The sequence below is a fragment of the Streptomyces sp. NPDC000151 genome (assembly GCF_040301705.1).
Lineage (GTDB): Bacteria > Actinomycetota > Actinomycetes > Streptomycetales > Streptomycetaceae > Streptomyces.
In genome coordinates, this window is sequence record NZ_JBEPFC010000024.1 from 25,325 (window position 1) to 50,588 (window position 25,264).

26 protein-coding genes are annotated in these 25,264 nt (G+C 72.6%); 12 read left to right on the forward strand and 14 right to left on the reverse strand.

Features of this window, described 5'->3' with window-relative positions; all coding sequences use genetic code 11:
* The 6 genes from ABT381_RS10660 (at window position 1) to ABT381_RS10685 (ending at window position 6,123) form a co-directional block, all read left to right on the forward strand.
* Window positions 1-1,671, forward strand: coding sequence for an ABC transporter ATP-binding protein (locus ABT381_RS10660; RefSeq protein ID WP_351590846.1), 1,671 nt, complete (start codon window positions 1-3; stop codon window positions 1,669-1,671).
* Window positions 1,668-2,774 (forward strand): ABC transporter permease, encoded by a 1,107-nt coding sequence (locus tag ABT381_RS10665; RefSeq protein WP_351590849.1) that lies wholly within the window; start codon window positions 1,668-1,670, stop codon window positions 2,772-2,774. Before ABT381_RS10660 ends, ABT381_RS10665 begins: the two co-directional genes overlap by 4 nt.
* The gene (locus ABT381_RS10670; protein ID WP_351590852.1) at window positions 2,771-4,066 is read left to right on the forward strand and encodes an ABC transporter permease; all 1,296 of its coding nucleotides are present in this window, start codon (window positions 2,771-2,773) and stop codon (window positions 4,064-4,066) included. Before ABT381_RS10665 ends, ABT381_RS10670 begins: the two co-directional genes overlap by 4 nt.
* A 79-nt stretch (window positions 4,067-4,145) precedes the next feature.
* Window positions 4,146-4,490 carry a cytidine deaminase gene (locus ABT381_RS10675; RefSeq protein WP_351590965.1) on the forward strand — a complete coding sequence of 115 codons (345 nt, stop codon included), beginning with the start codon at window positions 4,146-4,148 and terminating at the stop codon, window positions 4,488-4,490.
* A 39-nt stretch (window positions 4,491-4,529) separates the two neighbouring features.
* The gene (locus ABT381_RS10680; RefSeq protein WP_351590855.1) at window positions 4,530-5,807 is read left to right on the forward strand and encodes a thymidine phosphorylase; all 1,278 of its coding nucleotides are present in this window, start codon (window positions 4,530-4,532) and stop codon (window positions 5,805-5,807) included.
* A 115-nt stretch (window positions 5,808-5,922) separates the two neighbouring features.
* Window positions 5,923-6,123 carry a hypothetical protein gene (locus ABT381_RS10685; protein WP_351590858.1) on the forward strand — a complete coding sequence of 67 codons (201 nt, stop codon included), beginning with the start codon at window positions 5,923-5,925 and terminating at the stop codon, window positions 6,121-6,123.
* Between the two features lie 66 nt (window positions 6,124-6,189).
* On the opposite strand, the gene ABT381_RS10690 is transcribed toward ABT381_RS10685, so the two are convergent.
* Window positions 6,190-7,509: an MFS transporter gene (locus ABT381_RS10690; protein WP_351590861.1), complete on the reverse strand. Its 1,320-nt coding sequence runs from the start codon at window positions 7,507-7,509 to the stop codon at window positions 6,190-6,192.
* A gap of 62 nt (window positions 7,510-7,571) precedes the next feature.
* Here ABT381_RS10690 and ABT381_RS10695 point away from each other — a divergent pair, with 62 nt between their 5' ends.
* On the forward strand, window positions 7,572-8,537 hold the full coding sequence (locus ABT381_RS10695) for a LysR family transcriptional regulator (protein ID WP_351590864.1): 966 nt from the start codon (window positions 7,572-7,574) through the stop codon (window positions 8,535-8,537).
* A 151-nt stretch (window positions 8,538-8,688) separates the two neighbouring features.
* On the opposite strand, the gene ABT381_RS10700 is transcribed toward ABT381_RS10695, so the two are convergent.
* Window positions 8,689-9,459, reverse strand: a complete 771-nt coding sequence (locus ABT381_RS10700) for an alpha/beta hydrolase (RefSeq protein WP_351590867.1) — start codon at window positions 9,457-9,459, stop codon at window positions 8,689-8,691.
* Window positions 9,460-9,650: 191 nt separating this feature from the next.
* On the opposite strand from ABT381_RS10700, the gene ABT381_RS10705 reads away from it, so the two are divergent.
* A complete protein-coding gene (locus ABT381_RS10705; RefSeq protein WP_351590870.1) occupies window positions 9,651-10,787 on the forward strand; it encodes an adenosine deaminase in 1,137 nt (378 codons plus the stop codon).
* 153 nt (window positions 10,788-10,940) lie between these two features.
* On the forward strand, window positions 10,941-11,213 hold the full coding sequence (locus tag ABT381_RS10710; protein WP_351590873.1) for a hypothetical protein: 273 nt from the start codon (window positions 10,941-10,943) through the stop codon (window positions 11,211-11,213).
* A 94-nt stretch (window positions 11,214-11,307) separates the two neighbouring features.
* Here the strand turns inward: ABT381_RS10710 and ABT381_RS10715 are convergent, their stop codons facing one another.
* The 5 genes from ABT381_RS10715 to afsQ1 all read right to left on the reverse strand — a co-directional run bounded on the left by ABT381_RS10715 (window position 11,308) and on the right by afsQ1 (window position 15,065).
* Entirely contained in the window at window positions 11,308-11,511 is a 204-nt protein-coding gene (locus tag ABT381_RS10715) for a PspC domain-containing protein (RefSeq protein WP_351590876.1), read from the reverse strand.
* Between the two features lie 60 nt (window positions 11,512-11,571).
* On the reverse strand, window positions 11,572-12,114 hold the full coding sequence (locus tag ABT381_RS10720; protein ID WP_467754446.1) for a VanZ family protein: 543 nt from the start codon (window positions 12,112-12,114) through the stop codon (window positions 11,572-11,574).
* 76 nt (window positions 12,115-12,190) lie between these two features.
* Window positions 12,191-12,844 (reverse strand): hypothetical protein, encoded by a 654-nt coding sequence (locus ABT381_RS10725; RefSeq protein WP_351590879.1) that lies wholly within the window; start codon window positions 12,842-12,844, stop codon window positions 12,191-12,193.
* A complete protein-coding gene (locus ABT381_RS10730; RefSeq protein WP_467754445.1) occupies window positions 12,841-14,490 on the reverse strand; it encodes a sensor histidine kinase in 1,650 nt (549 codons plus the stop codon). Before ABT381_RS10730 ends, ABT381_RS10725 begins: the two co-directional genes overlap by 4 nt.
* A complete protein-coding gene (gene afsQ1 / locus ABT381_RS10735; protein WP_131124765.1) occupies window positions 14,388-15,065 on the reverse strand; it encodes a two-component system response regulator AfsQ1 in 678 nt (225 codons plus the stop codon). Before afsQ1 ends, ABT381_RS10730 begins: the two co-directional genes overlap by 103 nt.
* A gap of 252 nt (window positions 15,066-15,317) precedes the next feature.
* Between afsQ1 and ABT381_RS10740 the strand changes: the two genes are divergently transcribed.
* Window positions 15,318-16,097, forward strand: a complete 780-nt coding sequence (locus ABT381_RS10740) for a SigE family RNA polymerase sigma factor (RefSeq protein WP_351590886.1) — start codon at window positions 15,318-15,320, stop codon at window positions 16,095-16,097.
* Window positions 16,098-16,191: 94 nt separating this feature from the next.
* Here ABT381_RS10740 and ABT381_RS10745 read toward each other — a convergent pair whose 3' ends face one another.
* Window positions 16,192-16,842 (reverse strand): uridine kinase family protein, encoded by a 651-nt coding sequence (locus tag ABT381_RS10745; RefSeq protein WP_351590889.1) that lies wholly within the window; start codon window positions 16,840-16,842, stop codon window positions 16,192-16,194.
* Between the two features lie 172 nt (window positions 16,843-17,014).
* On the opposite strand from ABT381_RS10745, the gene ABT381_RS10750 reads away from it, so the two are divergent.
* Window positions 17,015-17,425: a hypothetical protein gene (locus tag ABT381_RS10750; protein ID WP_351590892.1), complete on the forward strand. Its 411-nt coding sequence runs from the start codon at window positions 17,015-17,017 to the stop codon at window positions 17,423-17,425.
* A gap of 81 nt (window positions 17,426-17,506) precedes the next feature.
* On the opposite strand, the gene ABT381_RS10755 is transcribed toward ABT381_RS10750, so the two are convergent.
* The 3 genes from ABT381_RS10755 to deoC are packed head-to-tail and all read right to left on the reverse strand — an operon-like array spanning window position 17,507 to window position 20,813.
* Window positions 17,507-18,373, reverse strand: a complete 867-nt coding sequence (locus tag ABT381_RS10755; RefSeq protein ID WP_351590894.1) for an aldehyde dehydrogenase family protein — start codon at window positions 18,371-18,373, stop codon at window positions 17,507-17,509.
* Complete coding sequence (locus ABT381_RS10760) at window positions 18,366-19,811, reverse strand: aldehyde dehydrogenase family protein (RefSeq protein WP_351590896.1); 1,446 nt, start codon at window positions 19,809-19,811, stop codon at window positions 18,366-18,368. The genes ABT381_RS10755 and ABT381_RS10760 overlap by 8 nt, the downstream gene beginning before the upstream one ends.
* A gap of 6 nt (window positions 19,812-19,817) precedes the next feature.
* Window positions 19,818-20,813 (reverse strand): deoxyribose-phosphate aldolase, encoded by a 996-nt coding sequence (gene deoC / locus ABT381_RS10765; protein ID WP_351590898.1) that lies wholly within the window; start codon window positions 20,811-20,813, stop codon window positions 19,818-19,820.
* Window positions 20,814-20,958: 145 nt separating this feature from the next.
* On the opposite strand from deoC, the gene ABT381_RS10770 reads away from it, so the two are divergent.
* A complete protein-coding gene (locus ABT381_RS10770; RefSeq protein ID WP_351590901.1) occupies window positions 20,959-21,573 on the forward strand; it encodes a PH domain-containing protein in 615 nt (204 codons plus the stop codon).
* 148 nt (window positions 21,574-21,721) lie between these two features.
* On the opposite strand, the gene ABT381_RS10775 is transcribed toward ABT381_RS10770, so the two are convergent.
* From ABT381_RS10775 to ABT381_RS10785, 3 genes are all read right to left on the reverse strand, one after another.
* Window positions 21,722-23,395, reverse strand: coding sequence for a phospho-sugar mutase (locus ABT381_RS10775; protein WP_351590903.1), 1,674 nt, complete (start codon window positions 23,393-23,395; stop codon window positions 21,722-21,724).
* Between the two features lie 334 nt (window positions 23,396-23,729).
* Complete coding sequence (locus ABT381_RS10780) at window positions 23,730-24,551, reverse strand: purine-nucleoside phosphorylase (RefSeq protein ID WP_351590906.1); 822 nt, start codon at window positions 24,549-24,551, stop codon at window positions 23,730-23,732.
* A 105-nt stretch (window positions 24,552-24,656) separates the two neighbouring features.
* Entirely contained in the window at window positions 24,657-25,094 is a 438-nt protein-coding gene (locus ABT381_RS10785; protein WP_030254019.1) for a gamma-glutamylcyclotransferase family protein, read from the reverse strand.
* Window positions 25,095-25,264 lie beyond the last annotated feature (170 nt).

Below are 25,264 nucleotides of genomic sequence, written 5' to 3' on the forward strand. Positions count from 1 at the left end.
GTGTCCGAGGGCGGGGACCTGCTCCGCCCCGCCCTCGCTCCTTCCCTCCGAGGAGAGTGCGCCATCACAGCGTCCAGCAGCCCCCCGGCAGAGCGCGCCCCCGCCGCGGCCCCTGCCGTCGAACTCCGCGGCATCACCAAGCGGTTCCCCGGCGTCGTCGCCAACCACGACATCGGCATCACCGTCCGGCGCGGCACCGTGCACGCCCTGGTCGGGGAGAACGGCGCGGGCAAGTCCACCCTGATGAAGATCCTCTACGGCATGCAGAAGCCGGACGAGGGCACCATCGGGATCGACGGCGAGCAGGTGAGCTTCGCGAGCCCCGCCGACGCCATCGCCCGCGGCATCGGCATGGTGCACCAGCACTTCATGCTCGCCGACAACCTCACCGTCCTGGAGAACATCGTCCTGGGCGCCGAGAAGCTGCACGGCATCGGCGCGGCGGCCCGCGCGGCCGTCATCGAGGTCTCCGACCGGTACGGGCTGAACGTCCGCCCCGACGTCCTGGTCGAGGACCTCGGCGTCGCCGACCGGCAGCGCGTGGAGATCCTCAAGGTCCTCTACCGCGGCGCCCGTACGCTCATTCTCGACGAGCCGACGGCCGTGCTGGTCCCGCAGGAGGTCGACGCGCTCTTCGACAACCTGCGCGAGCTCAAGGCCGAGGGCCTCACGGTCCTCTTCATCTCGCACAAGCTGGGCGAAGTGCTCTCCGTCGCCGACGACATCACCGTCATCCGGCGCGGCACGACCGTCGCCTCGGTCGTGCCGGGGGAGACCACCCCCAAGCAGCTGGCCGAGCTGATGGTCGGCAGCGAGCTGCCCTCGCCGGAGACCCGCGAGTCCACCGTCACCGAGACGCCGATGCTGACGGTCGACGGGCTGCGGCTGAGCGCCACCGACCCCGACGGCGTCGCACGGGCCGTCCTGGACGGCATCGGCTTCACCATCCACAAGGGCGAGGTCCTGGGCATCGCCGGCGTCGAGGGCAACGGCCAGGCCGAACTGGTCGAGGCCATCATGGGCATGCGCGACCCGGACGGCGGCACCATCACCCTGGACGGTACGGACATCAGCCACGCGCCCACCCGCAAGCGGCGCGAGGACGGCATCGGCTACGTCCCCGAGGACCGGCACCGGCACGGCCTGCTGCTGGAGGCCCCGCTCTGGGAGAACCGCATCCTCGGCCACGTCACCGAGAAGCCCAACTCCAGGGGCCGGCTGCTGGACCTGAAGGCGGCCCGCGCCGACACCGAGCGGATCGTCGCCGAGTACGACGTCCGCACCCCCGGCATCGAGGTCACCGCGGCCTCGCTCTCCGGCGGCAACCAGCAGAAGCTGATCGTCGGCCGCGAGATGAGCCACCACCCCAAGCTGCTGATCGCCGCCCACCCCACGCGCGGCGTGGACGTCGGCGCGCAGGCGCAGATCTGGGACCAGATCCGCGAGGCCCGCCGCGAGGGCCTGGCCGTCCTGCTGATCTCCGCCGACCTGGACGAGCTGATCGGCCTGTCCGACACCCTGCGGGTGATGTTCCGCGGCCGGCTGGTCGCGGACGCGGACCCCGCCACCGTCACCCCCGAGGAGTTGGGCTCGGCCATGACCGGCGCCGCCAGCGGCCACCTGGAGCACGCCGAGGACGGCACGGAGACCGGGGGAGGCGCTGCGGAGTGAAGAAACTCGACCGTACGAAGCTGACCCTGGGCATCGCCGCCCCGGTCCTCGCCATCGTCGCAGCCCTGCTCATCACCTCGGTGATCATCCTGGCCACGGGCAAGGACCCGCTGCACGCCTACGCCGTGATGGCGGACTTCGGCTCCAAGAGCGACAGCCAGGTCTGGATCATCAACAAGGCCGTCCCGTACTACCTCTCCGCGCTGGCCGTGGCCATCGGCTTCCGGATGAACCTCTTCAACATCGGCGTGGACGGCCAGTACCGCATCGCGGCCTTCTTCGCCGCGGTCGTCGGCGGCGCGCTCACCCTGCCCGGCTTCCTGCAGATCCCGATCGTCATCATCGTGGCGATGCTGGTCGGTTCGGTCTGGGCGGGCATCGCGGGCGTACTGAAGACCACCCGCGGGGTCAGCGAGGTCATCACGACCATCATGCTGAACTCCATCGCGGCCGCCGTGATCGGCTACTTCCTCCAGGAAGGCCGGCTCGCGGTGAAGGACGGCAACCTCTTCCACACCCCGGACCTGCCGGCCTCCAGCCACTTCTTCACCATCCCGACCCAGCCCGACCCGCTCGACGGCTTCCTCGTCGTCGCGGCCGTCGTGGGCCTCGCGTACTGGTTCGTGCTCGGCCGCACCCGCTTCGGGTTCGACCTCCGTACGGTCGGCCGGTCGGAGTCCGCGGCGCAGGCCGGCGGCGTCAGCGTCAAGCGCATGATTGTCACGTCCATGCTGCTCTCCGGCGCGGCGGCGGGCCTGATCGGCATGCCGACGCTGCTCGGCGTCTCGTACAACTACGGCACCGACTTCCCCGTCGGCATCGGCTTCACCGGCATCGCCATCGCGCTGCTCGGCCGCAACCACCCCCTCGGCATGGCCGCCGGCGCGCTGCTGTGGGGCTTCCTGGAACGCACCGGCACCCAGCTGGAGTTCGAGGACTACGAGCAGGAGATCGTCGGCGTGATGCAGGGCGTCATCGTGCTGTGCGTGGTCATCGCCTACGAAGTCGTACGCCGCTACGGCCTGCGGATCCAGCAGCGCAAGGTCGGCGAGGAGCTCGCCGCGCAGGCCCGCAAGACCGACAAGGCGGAGGTGTCCGCGTGAGCCAGAACCTCACGGCCCCGGTCGCGAAGGACCCCGGCGGCAAGGGCGGCCGGCTCGCCGCCGCTCGCACGAAGCTGACCTACCCCAAGGTCCTGCTGATCATCGCGGGCGCCCTCGTCCTGCTCTCCCTGCTCCGCGTCGTCACCGGCGCGACCGACCTCACCGGCTCAGGGCAGTACACCGCGGCCCTCAACGCCGCCGTCCCCATCGGCCTCGCCGGGCTCGGCGGCCTGTGGGCCGAGCGCTCCGGCGTCATCAACATCGGCCTCGAAGGCATGATGATGCTCGGCGCGTTCTCGGCCGGCTTCGTCGGCTGGGAGCACGGGCCCTGGGCGGCCGCGCTGGCCGGCGTCCTCGGCGGCGCGCTCGGCGGCCTCATCCACGCGATCGCCACCGTCACCTTCGGCGTCGACCACATCATCTCCGGCGTCGCCGTCAACATCATGGCGCTCGGCCTGACCCAGTTCCTCGCCAAGCTGTGGTTCGGCGCGGAGGGCAGCGCGGCCGCGCAGGCCGGCGGCAACGACAAGCAGTCGCCGCCGATGGACGACATGCCGACCTTCACCGTCCCCGGCCTCTCCGACTGGCTGCTGTCCATCGAGAAGCACCACTGGTTCCTGGTCTCCGACCTGGCCGGCATCCTCGGCTCGCTGGTCACCAACGTCTCCTGGCTCGCCGTGCTGGCCGCGGTCGTCTTCGCGCTCAGCTTCTTCGTTCTGTGGCGCTCGTCCTTCGGGCTGCGGCTGCGCTCCTGCGGCGAGAGCCCGGTCGCGGCTGAGTCGCTGGGCGTCAACGTGTACACGTACAAGTACGCGGCGGTGATCGTCTCCGGCGCGCTGGCCGGCCTCGGCGGCGCGTTCCTCGCCATCTACGTGCACATCTACCAGGACGGCCAGACCGGGGGCCGCGGCTACATCGGCCTCGCCACCATGATCTTCGGCAACTGGCGGCCCGGCGGCGTCGCCATGGGCGCGGGCCTCTTCGGCTTCATGGACGCCTTCCAGCTGCGCGGCGGCGGCACCACCGTGCACGCGCTGCTGCTCCTGCTCGCGGTGCTGCTGGTCGGCCTCGCGATCTGGAAACTGCGCGGCGGCCACCGCCTCCAGGGCATCGCGAGCCTCGTCGTCGCCGCGCTGCTCGCCCTCTGGTACGCCACGACCGACACGGTCCCGCTGGAAATCGTCTCCGTCGCGCCGTACATCGCTACGCTGCTGGTCCTGTCGCTGTCCGCCCAGCGGCTGCGGGCACCGAAAGCCATCGGCAAGGCGTACCGAAGGGGCCAGGGCAAATGACCGACGTACAGCGAGGGGGCTCGCGCACGTGACCGACGCTCCCGACTGGGAGAAGCTGCGCGAACGGGCCCGGGACGCGATGTCCCGGGCCTACGCGCCCTACTCCGGCTATCCCGTCGGTGCGGCGGCCCTCGTGGACGACGGCCGCACCGTCACCGGCTGCAACGTGGAGAACGCCTCCTACGGCCTCGGCCTGTGCGCCGAATGCGGCCTGGTCTCCGAGCTGTTCGCCACCGGCGGCGGCCGGCTCACCGCGTTCGCCTGCGTGGACCGGTACGGCAAGGTCCTGATCCCCTGCGGCCGCTGCCGCCAGCTGCTGTACGAGCACGGCGGCCCCGACCTGCTGCTCGACACGGAGTCCGGGATCAGACCGCTGTCCGACCTCCTCCCGGACGCCTTCGGCCCGGAACACCTGTCCCGCTGATGTACCGCTGAACTGCATGCGATCACGGAAAGGAAGCCGATGGACGCCATCTCCGTCATCCGCGCCAAGCGCGACCGCGCCGAGCTGACCGGCGATCAGATCGACTGGGTCATCGACGCCTACACCCGCGGTGAGGTCGCCGACGAGCAGATGTCGTCCCTCGCCATGGCGATCCTCCTCAACGGCATGAACCGCAAGGAGATCGCCCGCTGGACCGCCGCGATGATCAATTCCGGTGAGCGGATGGACTTCTCCTCGCTCGCCCGCCCCACCGCCGACAAGCACTCCACCGGCGGCGTCGGCGACAAGATCACGCTGCCGCTGGCCCCCCTCGTCGCGGCCTGCGGCGCCGCGGTACCGCAGCTCTCCGGCCGCGGCCTCGGGCACACGGGCGGCACGCTGGACAAACTGGAGGCCATCCCCGGCTGGCGCGCGCAGCTCTCCAACGCCGAGATGCTGGACGTACTGGGCTCCGTCGGGTCGGTCGTCTGCGCGGCGGGCGCCGGCCTCGCCCCCGCCGACAAGAAGCTCTACGCGCTGCGCGACGTGACCGGCACGGTCGAGTCGATCCCGCTCATCGCCTCCTCCATCATGTCCAAGAAGATCGCCGAGGGCACCGGCTCGCTGGTCCTGGACGTGAAGGTGGGCTCCGGCGCCTTCATGAAGAACCTCGACGACGCCCGCGAACTCGCCGCGACCATGGTCGAGCTGGGCACCGACCACGGCGTACGCACGACCGCCCTGCTCACCAACATGGCCACCCCCCTCGGCCGGACCGCGGGCAACGCACTCGAAGTACGCGAGTCCGTCGAGGTCCTGGCGGGCGGCGGCCCCGCCGACGTGGTCGAGCTGACCCTCGCCCTGGCCCGCGAGATGCTGGACGCGGCGGGGCTGGGGGACGCCGACCCCGCCAAGGCGCTCGCCGACGGATCCGCGATGGACGTATGGCGCCGCATGATCCGCGCCCAGGGCGGCGACCCGGACGCGGCGCTCCCCGTGGCCCGCGAACAGCACACCGTCCACGCGTCCGCCTCCGGTGTCCTCACCACCCTCGACGCCTACGCCGTCGGCCTGGCCGCCTGGCGCCTGGGCGCCGGCCGCGCCCGCAAGGAGGACCCGGTACAGGCCGGCGCCGGCGTCGAACTCCACGCCAAGCCCGGTGACCCGGTCACCGCGGGCCAGCCCCTCCTCACCCTCCACACGGACACCCCGGAAAAGTTCCCCGCGGCCCTGGAGGCCCTGGACGGCGGCGTACTGATCGCCCCCGAAGCCAAGCCCGCCACGCCGCCCCCCGTCGTGCTGGAACGTATCGCCTGACCTGGGGTTTTCTCGTACGGGTGAACGGGACCGGTGGACCGCCACCGGTCCCGTTGGGCGTGCTGGTATGGCGTGACCTACGACAGGGGCCCGCAACGACCGGATCGCCAAGGCCGTGGGGTACGCACGAGCCGGCGTCCCGCTGTACCTTCTCATCGACCAGTGGGCTCCCGCCGGCCCCGCCATCACCCTCTACGGCGAGACCACGGACGACGTCTACCGCGTGCTGTGGAGCGGTAAGTTCGGCGATCAACTGGACCTGCCCGCTCCCTTCGGTCTCACCCTCGACACGGGGCTCTTCCCCGTCGACCGATGACGAACAGACGAAGGGGCCGTCCCGCCAGGACAGGTGGCGGGGCGGCCCCTTCGGGCTTGGGGGCGGCTATGCCGCCTTCTGCAGGTGCAGGACGCGCTGTTCGGCGACCGCCTTGCGCGTGGCGTACAGCGTGACCGACGCCGCCGCGACCATGGCCAGGAGGCCGAGGGCGACCGTGGCGGGCCAGCCGCCGGCGTGGAAGGCGGCGGCGCCGAGCGCGCCGCCCACGCTGGAGCCGATGTAGTACGCGCTCTGGTACAGCGCCGACGCCTGCGCACGGGCCGTCTTGGCCGTGCGGCTGACCGCCGAGGACGCCACCGCGTGGCCCGCGAAGAAGCCGGCGGTGATCAGGACCAGGCCGAGGACGACCAGGACCAGGACGTCGGCGAGGGAGAGGAGCAGGCCCGCCGCCGTCGTGCCGACGGCCAGGTAGAGGGCCCCTCGGCGGCCCAGCCGGCCGACCAGGCGACCGGCCGCCGCGGAGGAGACCGTACCGACCAGATAGACCAGGAAGACCGAGCCCGCGATGCCCTGCGGCAGCGAGAACGGCTCGCCGACGAGGCGGTAGCCGATCACCGTGTACACCGCGCCGAAGACCGTCATGAAGAGCGCGCCGATGGCGTACAGGCGGCACAGCAGCGGGTCGGAGAGGTGGCCGAGGATCGTCCGGCCGAGCGCCTTCGGGCCGACCGCCTTCGGTACGAAGTGCCGCGCCTTCGGCACCATCAGCCGGAAGACCACCGCGCACACCACGGCCATCACGCCGACCGCGCCCAGCGCGGCCCGCCAGCCCCAGGCCTGGGCGACCCAGCCGGTCACGATACGGCCCGACATGCCGCCGATGCTGTTGCCCGCGACGAACAGCCCCACCGCGGCGACCAGCGCCTTGGCCCGTACCTCTTCCGCCAGGAAGGCCATCGCCGAGGCCGGGACGCCGGCCAGCGCCACGCCCTGGAGCCCGCGCAGCGCAATCAGCGATCCGAGGGAGGGCGCGAACGGCACCAGCATCGCGATCACGGCGGCGACCGACAGCGAGACGGTCATCATCGTGCGGCGGCCGAACCGCTCGGAACAGGCGCTCAGCGGCAGCACCGCGAGCGCGAGCCCGAACGTCGCCGCCGACACGGTCCAGCTGGCCTGGTCCGGGCGCACCCCGAGGTCGTCGGAGATGGCGGGCAGCAGCGCCTGCGTGGAGTACAGGAGGGCGAAGGTGGAGATGCCGGCCGCGAAGAGGGCGAAGCTCATCCGGCGGTAGCCGGGGCCCCCGGGCCGCAGCTTGCCGGCCTCGGGGTCGGCAGCGGGGGCGGCGGAATCGGCGGTGGTGGACGACAGGGCAGAGGCGTCCGCGCGGGTGACGGCGGACGCCCTGGTATCAGCAGGAGGCATGACTCGAACGTACGGCGGCGCGTTTCATGCGTCCAATGCATAGAAACGCGATAATCGATGCCATGCGGCATGATCACAGCTCACAGCGCCCCCTGTTGCAGGTTCGCAACAGAAAAGACACCCTCGATTCGTCCTGGGCGCTGGCACTGGCGCCCCGCCTCGCCCAGTTCGAGGCGGTGGCGCGGCACGAGCACGTGACCCGCGCCGCGTACGAACTGGGCATGCCGCAGCCGACCCTCAGCCGCGCGATCGTCCGCCTGGAGGAGGAGCTGGGTGTCGCGCTCTTCGCGCGGCACGGCCGCACGCTCTCCCTCAGCCCGGCCGGCCGCGCCTTCCTCGGCTCCGTCGAGCGCGCGCTGACCGACATCGAGCGGGCCGCCGAGTCCGTACGCGCCGACGCCGACCCGGCCGCCGGCAAGGTCGCCTTCGGCTTCCTGCACACCCTCGGCTCCGAGACCGTACCGGGCCTGATCCGGACCTTCCGCGCCGACCATCCCCAGGTCCGCTTCCAGCTGATCCAGGGCTTCGGCGAGGCCATGCTCGACCGGCTGCGCGCGGGCGATCTGGACCTCTGCCTGACCTCGCCGGTCCCCGACGCGCCCGAGCTGGTCGCCCGCCGCCTGGACGAACAAAAGCTGCGCCTGGTCGTCCCCGACGACCACCCCCTCGCCACCCGCAAGCGCATCCGGCTCGCCGAGGCCGCCGACGAGCTGTTCGTGACCCTCGAAGAGGGCTTCGGGCTGCGCCGCATCACCGACGCGCTGTGCGCCGAGGCCGGCTTCACCCCGAAGGTCGCCTTCGAGGGCGAGGAGGCCGAGACGCTGCGCGGCCTGGTCGCCGCGGGCCTGGGCGTCGCCCTGCTGCCGCCCCCGCCGGTCCCGCGACCGGGCGTCGTCGAACTGACCGTCACAGCCCCGCGCGCCGTCCGCGAGATCGGCGTCGCCTGGCTCGACGGCCACGTCGACACACCCCCGGTGGCCGCGTTCAAGAAGTTCCTCCTCAGCCGCCGGGGGCAGTTGCTGCACTGAGGGCGGGGCGGCTCGCCTGTTTCCTGGCAGGGCCCCTCCCTCTCCCCACAAGGGGCAGCCCCCGGGAGCCCGGTGACGAGGCCCCTCCCCCACCTCCGCCACACTGCTCCCGAAGCTACCGCGCCCCACTGACAGTCCGACCCGAGCCGGCTCACACCCCCAGCGAAGCCCCGAAGCCCGCTGCCAGGGGCATGCGGAGGCCGAGGGGCGGGGGTGCGGCCATGGCGTCCTGGACGGGGCGGGAGTAGGCGCGGTGGAAGAGGGAGCCGAGGACGAAGTCGGCGGTGAGCGAGCGGACTTCGGAGCGGTGCTGGTGGAGGCCGTGGCCGTCGGAGTGGACCTCGAAGCGGCAGGTGTCGCGGTTGATCTTCTTGGCGCGTTCGGCGTAGCGGTAGGACAGGTCGGGGTCGATGCGTTCGTCGTTGGTGCCGTGTACGAGCAGGACGCGGCGGCCGACGAGCTGTTTGACCGGGTCGGGCGGGGTGGCGTCCGGGCCGGCCGGGAGCCAGGGGGCGATGCCCAGGACGGAGTTGACCGCCGGGTGGCCGGCGGCGAGGAGCGCCGCGCGGGCGCCCGTGCCCGTACCGACCAGGCAGACCGGGACGTCGCCGTAGCGGCGGACGACCTCGGCCACCGCCCACTCCGCGTCCCGCGCGGGGTGCGCCGCGTCGCCGTTCCAGCCGCGGCAGCGGAAGCGCAGGACGTGGGTGGTCAGCCCGTCCCCGCGGCCGGCCCGCGCCAGGCCGGCGGCCAGCGCGCGGGCCGTCAGCGTGGCCACCGGCGAGGGGCGCCCGGTGCCGGTCTCGCCGCCCTCGGGGAGTAAGAGGGCGACCGCGTTCACCGCGCCGCCCGCCTGCCCCGTACCCGCTCCCAGTCGTTTCCCCAGCCGGGCCGTACGCCCGGACAACGATTGCCCATCCATGGGCAGAACGATGGCAGACGGGGGGTCGGTGGCCTACCCCGTGTACGGGTCACTGTTCCGTATCGGTGGCACGGGCGGCCGGGCGCGCCCGGAGGCGCCCGGCCGCGAGCCGTACCCCGGTGGCTCGAAGCCCGCCCAGAAGGGGCTGAATCGCTAGTGCGTTCTACGCGCGTAGGGGCTACAGTGCCGCAATGACGAGCCAGACCACCCATCTCCCGACCGCAGAGCAGATCCGCCGCGCGCCGAAGGTGCTGCTCCACGACCACCTCGACGGCGGCCTGCGCCCCGCCACGATCGTCGAACTCGCCCGCGAGACCGGGTACGACGGCCTGCCCGAGACGGATCCCGAGAAGCTCGGCATCTGGTTCCGCGAGGCCGCCGACTCCGGCTCGCTGGAGCGCTATCTGGAGACCTTCGCGCACACCTGCGCCGTCATGCAGACCCGCGACGCGCTGGCCAGGGTGGCCGCCGAGTGCGCCGAGGACCTGGCCGCCGACGGCGTCGTCTACGCCGAGATCCGGTACGCGCCCGAGCAGCACCTGGAGAAGGGGCTGACCCTCGAAGAGGTCGTCGAGGCGGTCAACGAGGGCTTCCGGGAGGGCGAGCGGCGGGCGCGGGCCAACGGCCACCGCATCCGCGTCGGCGCGCTGCTCACCGCGATGCGGCACGCGGCGCGCGCCCTGGAGATCGCCGAACTGGCCAACCGCTACCGCGACCTGGGCGTGGTCGGCTTCGACATCGCGGGCGCCGAGGCCGGCTACCCGCCCACCCGCCACCTGGACGCGTTCGAGTACCTCAAGCGGGAGAACAACCACTTCACGATCCACGCGGGCGAGGCGTTCGGGCTGCCCTCCATCTGGCAGGCGCTGCAGTGGTGCGGCGCCGACCGGCTCGGGCACGGCGTGCGGATCATCGACGACATCCAGGTCGACGACGACGGCGGCGTGAAGCTGGGCCGGCTGGCGTCGTACGTGCGCGACAAGCGCATCCCGCTGGAGATGTGCCCGACCTCGAACCTCCAGACCGGCGCGGCCAGTTCGTACGCCGAGCACCCGATCGGGCTGCTGCGCCGGCTGCAGTTCCGGCTCACGGTCAACACGGACAACCGCTTGATGAGCGGCACGAGCATGTCGCGCGAATTCGAGCACCTGGTCAGGACGTTCCAGTACACGTTCGACGACATGCAGTGGTTCACCGTCAATGGGATGAAGAGCGCCTTCCTTCCTTTTGATGAACGTCTGGCCATGATCAACGACGTGATCAAGCCCGGTTATGCCGAACTGAAGTCGGAATGGCTCTTTCCGAAGGGCACCACGGCGTCCGTGTGAGCAGGGCGTACTGACGCTGAGTGAGGCGCTGGGGCGGGGAGTTCGGGACGTCCGCCGAGGCGGCGAACCGGGCATGTGGGATGTTTGCGGCTTGGGCGATCATGTCTTTAGCGTCAAGTGCCGGACAAAACCCCGTCACGAGGACAAAAGTTGATGAAGCAGGGAACCGTCAAGATCATCGGTGCCGCGGCCCTCGGAGCGGCCTTCGCCGCCACCGCGGCCGGCACCGCCTCCGCCGCTTCTCCCGCCGAGCCGGTCACCGGTGCCGCCAGCGGCCCGCTGCAGGGTCTCACCGGTCAGGTGGCGCCGTCCTCCGACGACGGCGGCACCAAGAGCACCACGAACGCCAAGGGGAACCTCCTCGGCGGACTGCCGGCCGGCGGCGTCACCAAGGGGCTGGGCGGCGGCCTCCCCCTCGGCGGCTGAGACGCCGCCACGCACCGCGCCCCGGCCCGTACGTCATCCGTACGGACCGGGGCGCGGCTGTGCGCGGTGGATCACCAGTCTTCGCCGTACCGGATCACCAGGCTTCGTTGTACTTCTTCTCCGCCGGCAGGAAGATCCACAGCGCGAGGTAGACGAGGAACTGCGGGCCGGGCAGCAGACACGACAGCACGAAGATCACGCGCATCGTGGTGGGGGTCGTGCCGAAGCGCCGGGCCAGGCCCGCGCAGACTCCGGCGATCATCCTGTTGTTGCGGGGGCGGACCAGTGCGGCGGCCATGGGGCTCGACTCCTTGCTCGGTTTCCGGGTCCGCTTCCGGTGCGACCCGATAGCTCCACGCTAGGTCCGCGAGCCGGACAGGACGTCGGCCTGCGGAGCGATACCGACCCTGGGGATCGTCGGGGTAGTGGCCACCCCCGCGTACTCCCGACGGCGGAGCCGGGCCCTGACCACAGGGACGACCACCAGGTGCGCCAGCGCCACCCCCAGCGTGTTCAGCAGCACCACGTCCACGTCCGGCACCCGCCCCGGCACCGTGCCCTGCAGCACCGCGACGGCGAACGCGATCATCGCGCCCGTGAAGACCGTACGGGTGAAGGACCCCAGCGCCGAGGCGGTCAGCCGGCCGCCCGCGAGCGGCAGCAGCACGCCCAGCGGCGCCATCAGCAGCACCGCGCCGCCCAGCTGGTGCACGGCCTCCCAGGGCCCCAGCGCCAGCGCGGCACGGATCGTCTCCAGTGGCCGGAGATTGGCCGCGGGTACCCAGGGCACCGCGCGTGGGCGCAGCATCACGGAGTAGACGATCGACAGGTGCGCCAGAAGGAGGACGAAGCCCGCGGCGCGCATACGGAGCCCGGCCCCGCCGGAGTCATGACGCTGCACACCGGACCAGACGCCACGACCGGCGGCGGCGGTTCCGTGCGGGTGGTCACAGTGGGAACCGGTCCGGGACCGGGGATCAGCCCTTCCCGTCCGCCCCGTCCGCCCCGTCCGGGGCCGGCACCGGGCTGCCCCAGTCGGCGTGCCGGGCGATGTCGGGGTGGCGCAGGACGGCGTCGGAGCAGCTGTAGTGGCGGGGGGCCGCGGTGTCCGGGCCGCCGAGCACGGCGGCCCGCTTCCCGTCCACCGGCAGCCGCGTCCCGTACGTGCACACCAGCTGTGCGAGCGCGAACGACGGCAGGTCCTCGGGGCGGACGTTCAGCCGCAGCGCGTCGTCCGGGTCGCCCGCGCGCGGCCCGGACACCGTCAGATCGTCCGGTACCGCGGTGTCGAAGCCCGCGTCCTCCTCGCCGGGCGCGGGCCGCTGCCGCAGCTCGTTCAGGAGCGTACGGGCCACCTCCGGCCGGTCCTCGGACGTACCGCCCTTGGGCAGCGACACGGTCCGCTCCACCGGGACCAGTCCCGAGCCGCACACCAGGTAGATCGTGACCGGGTCGCCGACCGGCACCTCGGGCACCCCGGCCGGCTCCTCGGCCCGGCAGCTCACCCGCGAGGGCGCGCCGCCCGCGTCCACCGGCACCGACGTGCCGCGGATGCCGCAGCCGGCGGCGGCCAGGAGCAGCGCCAGGGCAGCGGCGGCCCGCCGGGCCTGCCGCCTCGTGGCCCGCCTCATCGCTCGCCCTCCGACGCCGAGCCGCCGTCGCCGTCCGGCTGCTTGCGCTCGGCGGACGCGAGCCGCGAGGCGTCCCTCGGGAGCCGCAGCGTGAAGACCGCGCCGCCCTCTTCGGAGTTGGCGGCGGTGATCTCGCCGCCGTGGATGTGCGCGTTCTCCATGGCGATGGACAGGCCGAGGCCCGAGCCCTCCGAGCGCGGCCGGGAGGCGCTGGCCTTGTAGAACCGGTCGAAGACGTGCGGCAGCACCTCTTCCGGGATGCCGGGCCCGTGATCGCTCACGCGCATGAGCAGCCACTCGCCCTCGGTACGGATCGATACCCGCACCGGCGAGCCACCGTGCTTGAGCGCGTTGCCGATGAGGTTCGCCAGGATCACGTCGAGGCGGCGCGGGTCCAGCCGCGCCATGATGCTGCGCTCGGCGTCCAGCTCCACCGCGTCCAGCCAGGCCCGCGCGTCGATGCACGCGGTCACCTGGTCGGCGACGTCCACGTCGTCCAGGACCAGCCGCGCCGTCCCCGCGTCGAAGCGGGTGACCTCCATCAAGTTCTCCACCAGGTCGTTCAGCCGCCGGGTCTCGCTGACCACCAGCTGCACAGCGGGCGCGATCATCGGGTCCAGCGAGTCGGCCTCGTCCTCCAGGACCTCCGTCACGGCCGTGATCGCGGTCAGCGGCGTCCGCAGCTCGTGCGACATGTCCGCGACGAACCGCCGCGAGGACGCCTCCCGGGCGCTCAGCTCCTCCACCCGCTGCTGCAGCCGCTCGGCGGTCCGGTTGAACGTACGGGAGAGATCGGCCAGCTCGTCGGTGCCGGTCACCCGCAGCCGGGTGTCCAGCTTGCCCTCGCCCAGCTCGCGCGCGGCCGTGCCGAGCCGCTGCACGGGCCGCAGCACGGTCGTCGCGGCGGCCTGCGCCAGCAGCGCCGAGCCGACCAGCGCGAGCAGCGTCGCCACCCCCAGCGACCACGCCAGGGAGTTGAGGTCCTGCCGCTCGGTGGCCAGCGACTTCAGCATGTAACCGGTCGGGCCGCCGCCGATCATCTTTGCCCCGGCCACGAAGTACGGGCCGTCGTCGATCTCCTGCCGCTGCCAGTACAGGTGGTGCGGCGCCTTGTTCGACGCGTCGACCGGCCGGCGCTGCTCCACGGCCTTCTGCAGCGTCTTCGGCACGGTCGTGAGGTTGAGCAGGTCCTTGTCGGTGGTGGCCGCGCAGGGCTTGCCCTCGCTGTCCTCCGCGATCAGCAGCACCGCGTAGTTCTGCGGCCCGGCGGCCATCTGGCGTGCGGCGTCCCGCAGTTCCTCGCAGGCCGGATGGAGCGGCAGGGACCGCGTGCGCTCCGCGAGCTGGGTGCGGAAGTCCTTCAGCGCGGCGTTCTGCGTGCGGTCCAGCACGGTGTTGCGGTTGAGCCAGTACGCGATGCCGGACGCCGAGACCGCGGCGGTCAGCGCCACCAGCGCGAAGACCACGACCAGGCGCAGCCGCAGGCTCGTCCAGCGCAGCAGGCCCGAGGCGACACCGCGCAGCCGGCCCGGGGCCGGTTCGCTCACTGCGGGGTGTCCAGCCGGTAACCGACCCCGCGGACCGTGCGGATCAGCGTCGGCGAGGACGGCACGTCCTCCACCTTGGCGCGCAGCCGCTGCACGCACGCGTCCACCAGGCGCGAGTCGCCGAGGTAGTCGTGCTCCCACACCAGGCGGAGCAGCTGCTGTCTGGACAGCGCCTGCCCGGGCCGGCGGCTCAGCTCCAACAGCAACCGCAGCTCGGTCGGCGTCAGTTGCAGGTCCTCGCCGTTCTTCGTGACGGTCATCGCCGAACGGTCGATGACCAGCGACCCGAACGTCGCCGAGTCGCTCGACTCGCGTTCGCCGCGGCGCAGCACCGCCCGGATGCGGGCGTCCAGCACCCGCCCCTGCACCGGCTTGACGACATAGTCGTCGGCACCGGACTCCAGTCCGACGACCACATCGATGTCGTCGTTGCGCGCGGTCAGCAGGATGATGGGCAGTTGGTCCGTACGGCGGATCCGCCGGCACACCTCGAAACCGTCGATCCCCGGCAGCATCACGTCCAGGACGATCAGGTCGGGGCGCTGCTCGCGCAGCAGTTTCAGGCCGTCCTCGCCCGTCGCCGCGGTCACCACACGGTGACCCTGGCGCGACAGCGAGAGTTCGAGGGCCGTGCGGATGGCGTCGTCGTCCTCGATCAGCAACAGGAAAGGCACGTGCGCCATTCTGGCGCATGGCGCGGCCGGACTTCGACCGGCGGCGTCCCCCGCCCCTCCGCGCAGCCGCCCCACCCGCCCCGGCGTACGCCCGAAGCGGGCGCTGTGAACCTCGCGCGGCCCCCTGTGACAGGGCTGTGACAGTCGGCGGACACCGCGATGAAACTGCCGCGGCAGAGTTTCTGTCACCGGGTGGGGAAGACGGCCCGGCAAGCAGCTGAACGAGCCGGCTCTACCGACGGGGGGCGCGAGATGAACACACTGCACAGCACCGCCAACAGCGCAGTAATCACGCGGCTTCACGATGTCGTAAGGGCCGGGGAGAAGTCCGGTGCCGCGATCGGGCGGGGGTGCGCTCGCGGCACCGGGCGTCAGCGCCAGGCCGCGTTCTTCGTGACGCCGGTCGAGGCCGTTGACACCGTCGTGGGGGGAACCAACGGGGGAAGCGACGGGGGAAACGCGTACGGGGAGGCCACGGGGGAACGGAGCCCCGCGTCGGAGGCCGTGGACAGCGAAGCCGAGTTCACCGCCTACGTCCAGGAGCGCCGCGCCTCCCTGTACGCCACCGCCTACCACCTGACCGGTGACCGCTTCGAGGCCGAGGACCTGCTGCAGAGCGCGCTGTTCTCGACCTACCGGGCGTGGGACCGGATCAGCGACAAGGGGGCGGTCGGCGGGTACCTGCGCCGCACGATGACCAACCTGCACATCAGTGCCTGGCGTCGGCGGAAGCTCAACGAGTACCCCACCGAGGAACTGCCGGAGACGGCCGGCGACCACGACGCGATGCGCGGCACCGAGCTGCGCGCCGTGCTGTGGCAGGCGCTGGCCAAGCTGCCCGAGACCCAGCGCACGATGCTCGTCCTGCGCTACTACGAGGGCCGGACGGACCCGGAGATCGCCGACATACTGAACATCAGCGTCGGCACGGTGAAGTCGAGCATCTGGCGTTCGCTGCGGCGGCTGCGCGAGGACGACGTCCTCAGCTTCGGCCGCGACCAGGAGGAGTCCTTCGGCGCGCTGGTGGCCTGAGGGGCCGGCCCGAGGGGGGCCGGGAAAACGGGGGAGGCACGGGGGAAGAGGGAGCGGGAACCGGCAGCCGGGGGGTCTGCCGATTCCCGCTTCTTCATGCTGTCCGGCCGGTTTCCCGGGGCGCGGGCGTACGGGGGCCGGGGGCCGCCGCCGCTATCCGCGCCAGCGCCTCCGGCTTCGCGCAGGCGTACGCGCCCAGCGCGGTCTGCCGCGCCACCACCGACCGCTCGGCGCGCAGCAGCCGCAGCCCCCGGCGCACCAGATACCCCGCGGGCTTGCGGGCCTCGCGCAGGTCCCGCAGCAGCCGCCGCCGGAAGGTCGTGGTGGCCCTGCCGCGCAGACACAGCGCGTCGGCCAGTACGCCCGCCGCCCGGCAGTCCGCGACGATCTCCGCGGCGAAGATGCCCTCGGCGATGAAGAGCGGCGCCCCCGCCAGCTCCAGCTTGCCCTCGCCGACCCGGGAGCTGCTGGCGATGTCGTAGTCGGGGACGGCCGTGCGGCCCGTACGGCACAGCTCCTCGACGGCCGCGAGCGCGGCGGCCGCGTCCCACGACAGCGGCGAGTCCCAGTCGGCGCCGCCGCCGTCCGGGAGCTGCGGCAGGGAGGCGTCCGTGGCCTCCTTGTAGAAGTCGTCCAGGCGCAGCACGGGCAGTCCCGTGCGGGCGGCGAGGGAGGACTTTCCGGAGCCGGAGGGGCCGGTCAGCAGGACGACGCGCGCGTACGGTGCACCGAGGAGAAAGCTCACGGGCACCCATTGTCCCGCATTCGCCCGTGTGAGCTACCCCAGCCGCACAAGGTGGAATGTGGACACATCCGTCAACTACGCTGCGCATCCGACCCATTACGCACGATCAGGACACCGGCGGCGGTGCGGCGGTCGGCATCGCCGCCGCCACGCGATCCACAGGCAGGTGCTCATGGCCTCTCACGCACGTCCTCCCCACCATGTCCGCACCGCGCGCGGGCTGTTGCTGCGCGCCGGGCTGGCGGTGTCCGTGGCGGGCGCCGCACTCGCCGCCGGCGCCTCGACCGCTTCCGCCGCCGACGGGAAGTCCGACCCGGCGAGCCTGGAGGACATCCGGGCGGCCACGAGCTCCACGGTCGGCGCGCTGCAGCAGGCCACCAGCAGCGGCCTGGGCACGGTCAAGAACCTCCGCCTGAACCCCCTCGCCGGCACCGGCACCGACCCGCTGGACAACGCCGTCGGCACCCAGATCGCCGACTTCAAGCCGATCAGCACGGCGGTGCTGACCGCCCCGCTGACCAGCGGCGCTTCGCTGGGCCAGCTGCCCGTCGTGGGCACGCTGACGCAGGCCCTGCCGGGGTAGGACGCCCCGTATACGCGCAGGGCGCCCGCAGCCGTCCGTACGTACGGCTGCGGGCGCCCTCGCGTGCGCCGTGCGGCGTCCTCAGACGCCCATCGGGTGCCACACCGTCTTGGTCTCCAGGAAGGCCAGCATCCGGCCGGTGCCCGGGTCGGCGGCCCAATCCACAGCCTGTGGACGCAGGACGCGCTTGAGGTTGTCGGCCGCGGCGGTTTCCAGCGCGGTCGCCTCCGCCGCGTCGCCGGACACGCCCGCGAGGTCGATCGCGTTGACGTCCTGGTGCGCGGCCAGCGGCCCGGCGATCTCCGCGGTACGGCCCGACAGTACGTTCACCACGCCGCCCGGCAGGTCGGAGGTGGCCAGCACCTCGGCCAGCGACAGGGCCGGCAGCGGCGCCTTCTCGCTCGCGACCGCCACGACGGTGTTACCGGTGACGATCGCCGGCGCGAGCACCGACACCAGCCCCAGGAACGAGGACTCCTGCGGCGCCAGTACGGCCACCACGCCGGTCGGCTCCGGCGTGGAGAGGTTGAAGTACGGGCCCGCGACCGGGTTGGCGCCGCCCGCGACCTGGGCGATCTTGTCGGACCAGCCCGCGTACCAGACCCACCGGTCGATGGCCGCGTCCACCTGCGCCGACGCCTTGGACTTCGACAGGCCCTCGGCGTCGGCGACCTCCGCGACGAACTGCTCGCGGCGGCCCTCCAGCATCTCGGCGATCCGGTACAGGATTTGCCCGCGGTTGTACGCGGTGGCGCCCGACCAGCCGCCGAACGCCTTGCGCGCCGCGACGACCGCGTCCCGGGCGTCCTTGCGGGAGGCGAGCGGGGCGTTGGCCAGCCACTTCCCCTTTGCGTCCGTCACCTCGTACACCCGCCCGCTCTCGGACCGGGGGAACTTGCCCCCGACGTACAGCTTGTAGGTCTTGAAGACGCTCAGCCGATCAGACATTGAGGTACGCCTCCAGACCGTGCCGGCCGCCCTCGCGGCCGAAGCCCGACTCCTTGTAGCCGCCGAACGGCGAGGCCGGGTCGAACTTGTTGAACGTGTTGGACCAGACGACGCCCGCGCGCAGCTTGCCCGCGGTCCACAGGCTGCGGGAGCCCTTCTCGGTCCAGATGCCCGCCGACAGGCCGTACGGCGTGTTGTTCGCCTTGGCCACGGCCTCCTCCGGCGTACGGAAGGTCAGTACCGACAGTACCGGGCCGAAGATCTCCTCGCGGGCGATGCGGTGTGCCTGCGTGACGCCGGTGAACAGGGTCGGCGCGAACCAGTACCCCTCACCGGGCAGTTCGCAGGCCGGCGCCCAGCGCTCGGCGCCCTCGGCCTCGCCCGCGGCGGCCAGTTCCTTGATGCGGCCGAGCTGCTCGGCGGAGTTGATCGCGCCGATGTCGGTGTTCTTGTCCAGCGGGTCGCCGACGCGCAGGGTCTGCATCCGGCGCTTGAGCGCGTCCAGCACCTCGTCCTGGACGGACTCCTGCACCAGCAGCCGGGACCCGGCGCAGCACACATGCCCCTGGTTGAAGAAGATCCCGTTGACGATGCCCTCGACGGCCTGGTCGATCGGCGCGTCGTCGAAGACGATGTTCGCGGCCTTGCCGCCCAGCTCCAGGGTGAGCTTCTTGTCCGTCCCCGCGACCGTGCGGGCGATGGCCTTGCCGACCTCGGTGGAGCCGGTGAAGGCCACCTTGCCGATGCCCGGGTGGGCGACCAGCTCGGCTCCGGTCGAGCCGTCGCCGGTCAGGATGTTGACGACGCCCTTGGGCAGGCCCGCCTGGCGGCAGATGTCCGCGAAGAACAGGGCGGAGAGCGGGGTGGTCTCGGCGGGCTTCAGCACGACCGTGTTGCCGCAGGCCAGCGCCGGGGCGATCTTCCACGCCAGCATCAGCAGGGGGAAGTTCCAGGGGATGACCTGGCCCGCGACGCCCAACGGCCGCGGGTCCGGGCCGAGGCCCGCGTGGCCGAGCTTGTCGGCCCAGCCCGCGTAGTAGAAGAAGTGCGCGGCGACCAGCGGCAGGTCGGAGTCGCGCGACTCCTTGATCGGCTTGCCGTTGTCCAGCGACTCCAGCACCGCCAGCTCGCGCGAGCGCTCCTGGATCAGCCGCGCGATCCGGAAGAGGTACTTGGCGCGCTCGGTGCCGGGCAGTGCCGACCACTTCTCGAACGCCTTGCGCGCCGCCTTCACGGCGCGCTCGACGTCGGCGGTCCCGGCCTGCGCGACCTCGGAGAGCACCTCCTCGTTCGCGGGCGAGACGGTCTTGAAGACCTTGCCGTCGGCGGCCTCGGTGAACTCGCCGTCGATGAACAGGCCGTAACTCGGCGCGATGTCGACGACCGCGCGCGACTCCGGCGCCGGCGCGTACGCGAAAGTCTGCTTTTCGAATGCCATGGGGTCTCAGTCCACCGTCACGTAGTCGGGGCCGGAGTAGCGGCCGGTGCCGAGCTTCTGGCGCTGCATCAGCAGGTCGTTGAGGAGGCTGGACGCGCCGAAGCGGAACCAGTCGGCGGTCAGCCACTCCTCGCCGAGCGTCTCGTTGACCATGACCAGGTACTTGATCGCGTCCTTGGACGTGCGGATGCCGCCGGCCGGCTTCACCCCGACCTGTACCCCGAGCTGCGCGTGGAAGTCGCGTACGGCCTCCAGCATCAGCAGGGTCACCGGGGGAGTGGCGTTCACGCCGACCTTGCCGGTGGAGGTCTTGATGAAGTCGGCGCCCGCGAGCATCGCGAGCCAGGAGACGCGGCGGACGTTGTCGTACGTCTGGAGCTCGCCGGTCTCGAAGATGACCTTGAGGTGCGCCGCGCTGCCGTCCGCGCGGACGCACGCCTCCTTGACGGCCCGGATCTCCTCGAAGACGTCCAGGTACCGGCCGGAGAGGAACGCGCCCCGGTCGATCACCATGTCGATCTCGTCGGCGCCGGCCGCGACCGCGTCCCGGGTGTCGGCGAGCTTCACCGGCAGCGCGGCGCGGCCCGCGGGGAACGCGGTGGCCACGGAGGCGACGTGCACACCGGAGGCGCCGAGCGCGTCCTTGGCCGTCGCCACCATGTCCGGGTAGACGCAGATCGCGGCGACCTGCGGCACGGTGCGGTCCGTGGGGTCGGGGCTGACGCCCTTGGCGCACAGGGCCCGGACCTTGCCCGGGGTGTCCGCTCCTTCGAGCGTCGTCAGGTCGATCATCGAGATGGCGAGGTCGATGGCGTACGCCTTCGCCGTGTTCTTGATCGAGCGGGTGCCGAGCGCGGCGGCGCGGGCCTGGAGCCCTACCGCGTCGACGCCCGGGAGTCCGTGCAGGAAGCGGCGCAGCGCCCGGTCGTCGGCGGTCACGTCCGCCATCGTCGCCAGACGCCCCGCGGCCTCTTTGCCGTATGCGGGAACAGTGGTGGGCATGGTCACGAGGGGAGCATATCTACGCGCGTAGTGATGCGTCACCCCTCCGGGTGGAACCGCGGAATTCCCGGCGCCCCGCCCGAAGCCGCGCATCGATGCCGGACCGCAACGTCCGAATGCCGGACTCTCGGGCACAATCGCCCCTATGACGAGCCCGGACAACTCCTCCACAACCCCCGCGCAGCCCTACGCGGACCGCAGCTACCGGTCGCCCGCTGCCCTGGTCGGCGGCGTCCTGCTGCTCGCGCTGCTCGCCTGGCTGGGCATCGACGCGCTGGTGCGCGGCAGCGCGCACACCCGCCTGCTGGCGGTGGCCGGGCTGCTGTTCGCCGTGCCGCTGGTGACCGCGTACACGCTGCGTCCCGTGGTCCGCGCGAACGAGGACCGGCTCACCGTACGGAACCCCTTCCGCACGATCGTGCTGCCCTGGGCCGCGGTGGACGCCCTGCGCGCGTCCTTCTCCTGCGAGGTGCTCGCGGGCGAGAAGAAGTACCAGCTGTGGTCGATCCCGGTCTCGCTGCGGCAGCGCAAGCGGGCGAACCGCGCGTCGGCGAAGGCCGGGGCCGCGGGGCCCGGCGCCGAGCCGGCCGAGGTGCGGCGGGCTTCGGCGGACCGGTCGCTGGACGAGCTGCGGGAGCTGTGCGAGCGGTACGCCTCCGGCGAGGGTGCGCAGGGGGCCGTCACGGTCCGCTGGGCTTACGAGGTCATCGCGCCGATCGTGGTCGGCGGGGTCGGGCTGGCGGTGCTGGTCGCGCTGTAGGCGCGAAAATCCAGCCTGTCCGGCGCCTGAGGGCCGGATCCGGGGGTGGGCGGTGCGGCCCGGACGCCGGGTGCCGCGCCGTTGTGGCTGGTCGCGCAGTTCCCCGCGCCCCTGATGGGGCGGGCCCGGAGGCCCGCCCCCAGGGCGATCAGAGGCCGGCGGCCGCCGACAGGTCGGCCTTCACCGAGGCCAGCGCGGCATCCGCCGCGACCCGCGCGTCCGGGAGCCCCTCCCGCGACGCGACCGGTACCACGGCCTCCAGGTAGCACTTCAGCTTCGGCTCGGTGCCGCTGGGCCGGACGACGACGCGCCCCGCGGCGACGGAGCCCGCGCCGGAGAGCGTGTACCGCAGGCCGTCGGTCGGCGGCAGCGTCTCCGTCCCCCGCGACAGGTCCTCGGCCGCGGCCACCGCGAGCCCGCCGAGCGCGGCCGGCGGCTGCTCGCGCAGCCGGCGCATCGCGTCGGCGATGACGGACAGGTCCTCGACGCGTACGGAGAGCTGGTCCGTGGCGTGCAGCCCGTGCTCCACGGCCAGGTCGTCCAGCAGGTCGGTCAGCGTGCGCCCGTCCCGCTTGAGGACGGCCGCGAGCTCGGTGATCAGCAGCGCCGCCGTGATGCCGTCCTTGTCCCGCACCCCGGCCGGGTCCACCGCGTAGCCCAGCGCCTCCTCGAAGGCGTACCGCAGGCCGTCGACGCGGGCCAGCCACTTGAAGCCGGTCAGCGTCTCGGTGTACGGCAGGCCGGCCGCCGCGGCGATTCGGGAGAGCAGCGAGGAGGAGACGATCGTCGTGGCGAGCGTGCCCTGCGCGCCCGTGCCGACCACATGGGCGGCGAGCAGCGCGCCGACCTCGTCACCGCGCAGCATCCGCCAGCCCGAGGGCGTCCCCGGGGCCGGTACGGCGACGGCGCAGCGGTCCGCGTCCGGGTCGTTGGCGATGACGATGTCGGGGGCCTGCGCGGCCGTACGGGCCGCCTCGAAGGCCAGGTCCATCGCCCCCGGCTCCTCGGGGTTGGGGAACGCGACCGTCGGGAAGTCCGGGTCGGGGTCGCCCTGCTCGGCCACCACGACCGGCGCCGGGAACCCGGCCCGCTCGAACGCCGCCACGAGGACATCGCGGCCGACGCCGTGCATCGGCGTGTAGACGACGCGGGTGTCACGGGGCGAGCCGGGGGTCAGCACCGCCTCCGTACGGGCCAGGTAGGCCTCCAGGACGTTTTCGCCGAGCACGTCCCAGCCGCGCTCCGGGCGCGCCACGCCGGTGAGCGGGCCGACCGCGGCGATGCGGGCGGCGATCTCGCCGTCGGCGGGCGGCACGATCTGCGAGCCGTCGCCGAGGTAGACCTTGTAGCCGTTGTCGCGGGGCGGGTTGTGGCTGGCGGTGACCTCGACGCCGGCCACGGCGCCCAGGTGCCGGATCGCGAAGGCGAGCACGGGCGTGGGCAGCGGGCGGGGCAGCAGCGCGGCCTTCAGGCCCGCGCCGACCATCACCGCGGCGGTGTCCCGCGCGAAGTCGGCGCTCTTGTGGCGCGCGTCGTAGCCGATGACGACCAGGCCGTCGCCCTGGCCCTGGTCCTTGAGGTACGCGGCCAGCCCGGCCGCGGCGCGGATGACGACGGCGCGGTTCATCCGCATCGGGCCCGCGCCCAGCTCGCCGCGGAGCCCCGCGGTGCCGAACTGCAGGGTGCCGGCGAACCGCTCCGCCAGCGCGTCGGTGTCCTCGGTCTCGATGAGCTTGGCCAGCTCTTCGCGGGTCTCCGGGTCGGGGTCCTCGGCCAGCCAGACCTTCGCCCGGCCGGCCAGCTCCTCGGGGACGGTTGCCACGGTGATGCTCCTGCCTGTGGGTGCGTGAGGGGTGCCTGTGGGTGCGGTACGGGTGCGGTACGGGACCGGGGCGTGCGCGTGCCTTACGGACGGGCCGGCGTACGCCCTGGTTCCCTTCCCGGGGCGCACGTGCCGGTTCCCGGACGCTGCGGACCCGGGCGCGCGCGTGCGGCGCGTGCCCGGGTGCACGGGGACGGCGCGTGTCCCGGTGTACGGGGACGGCGCGTGCCCAGGCGGTACGGGGACGGCGCGTGTCCCGGCTCGTAACCCATACCCCGCGCCCGGCGCGAACGGCGGGAACCGGCCGCTTCCTGGCCGGTTCCGTGCCGCCGGGTCAGATCTTGCCCAGCACCTGGCCGAGCAGGCTGCCCATGCGGGTCGCGGAGTCGCGGCCGGCCTGGAGCACCTCTTCGTGGTTGAGCGGCTCGCCGGTCATGCCCGCGGCGAGGTTGGTCACCAGGGACAGGCCCAGCACCTCGGCACCCGCCTCACGTGCGGCGATGGCCTCCAGGACGGTGGACATGCCGACCAGATCGGCGCCCAGCGTGCGGATCATCCGGATCTCGGCGGGGGTCTCGTAGTGCGGCCCGGGGAACTGGGCGTACACGCCCTCTTCCAGGGTCGGGTCGACCTCCTTGCACAGCGCGCGCAGCCGCGGCGAGTACAGGTCGGTCAGGTCGACGAAGTTCGCGCCGACGATGGGGGAGGTGGCGGTGAGGTTCAGGTGGTCGCTGATGAGGACCGGCTGGCCGGGGCGCATGCCCTCGCGCAGGCCGCCGCACCCGTTGGTGAGCACGATCGTCTTGCAGCCGGCGGCCACGGCGGTACGGACGCCGTGCGAGACGGCGGCCACTCCGCGGCCCTCGTAGTAGTGCGTGCGGCCGAGGAAGACCAGCGCGCGCTTGTCGCCGAGGGCGTACGAGCGGATCTTGCCGCCGTGGCCCTCCACGGCCGGGGGCGGGAAGCCCGGCAGTTCGGTGACGAGGAATTCGTGCTCGGGCTCGCCCAGCGCCTCGGCGGCCGGGGCCCAGCCCGAGCCCATGACCAGGGCAACGTCGTGGGTCTCGGCGCCGGTCAGCTCGCGCAGGCGGTCGGCGGCGTCGGTGGCGGCGGTACGCGGGTCGCTCGCCAGGTCCGGGGTAACTGATGCGTTCACGCGGACGAGGGTAGCCGGTAATCGCCTACGCGCGTAGATGTGTCTCGTCACGGACCTCCGGCGCAGCGGTTGTGGCTTCCTATGAGAGGGCCGTCGGCCGGCCCCTCAGCACGGCCGTTTCCGCAGCTCCATGACGTAGTCGTGGGGTGCGCCCGCCGACTCCGCGGCGTCGGCGATCTCACCGAGGTACCGGGCGGAGGGCAGCCCGCCCTCGTACCCGTTCAGGACGTACAGCCAGGCCGCCTCGTCGCCGTCCAGGGTGTGCACGCGCACCCGCATCCGGCGGTATATGTCCATCCCGACGCCCTCCCAGCGGTCCATCGACTCCTCGTCCATGGGGGCGATGTCGTACAGCGCGACGAAGACCTGGGAGCGCGGTGCCTCCACCAGCGTGGCGAGCGCTCCCTCCCAGCCCATCTGCTCCCCGCCGAACGTGAGCCGCCAGCCGTTCAGCCAGCCGGTGCCGCGCAGTGGTGAGTGGGGAGCGCGGCGGGACATCAGCCGCGCGTCGAGGTTGCCGGCGTAGGCGGCGTAGAGCGACATGGCTCAGAGGGTACGGGAGCGCGGGCCGCGTCCCGTGGATCCGCCGGGGCCACCGCGTCCGGCCTGCGGTCATGAGGCCCGCGGTCCATACGGCGGCCCCCGCGCTGAGCGCGCGAGCGGCGTGCGGGACAATGGAGTACGTACTGCATCCCCCCGGGGGGCGACCCCCG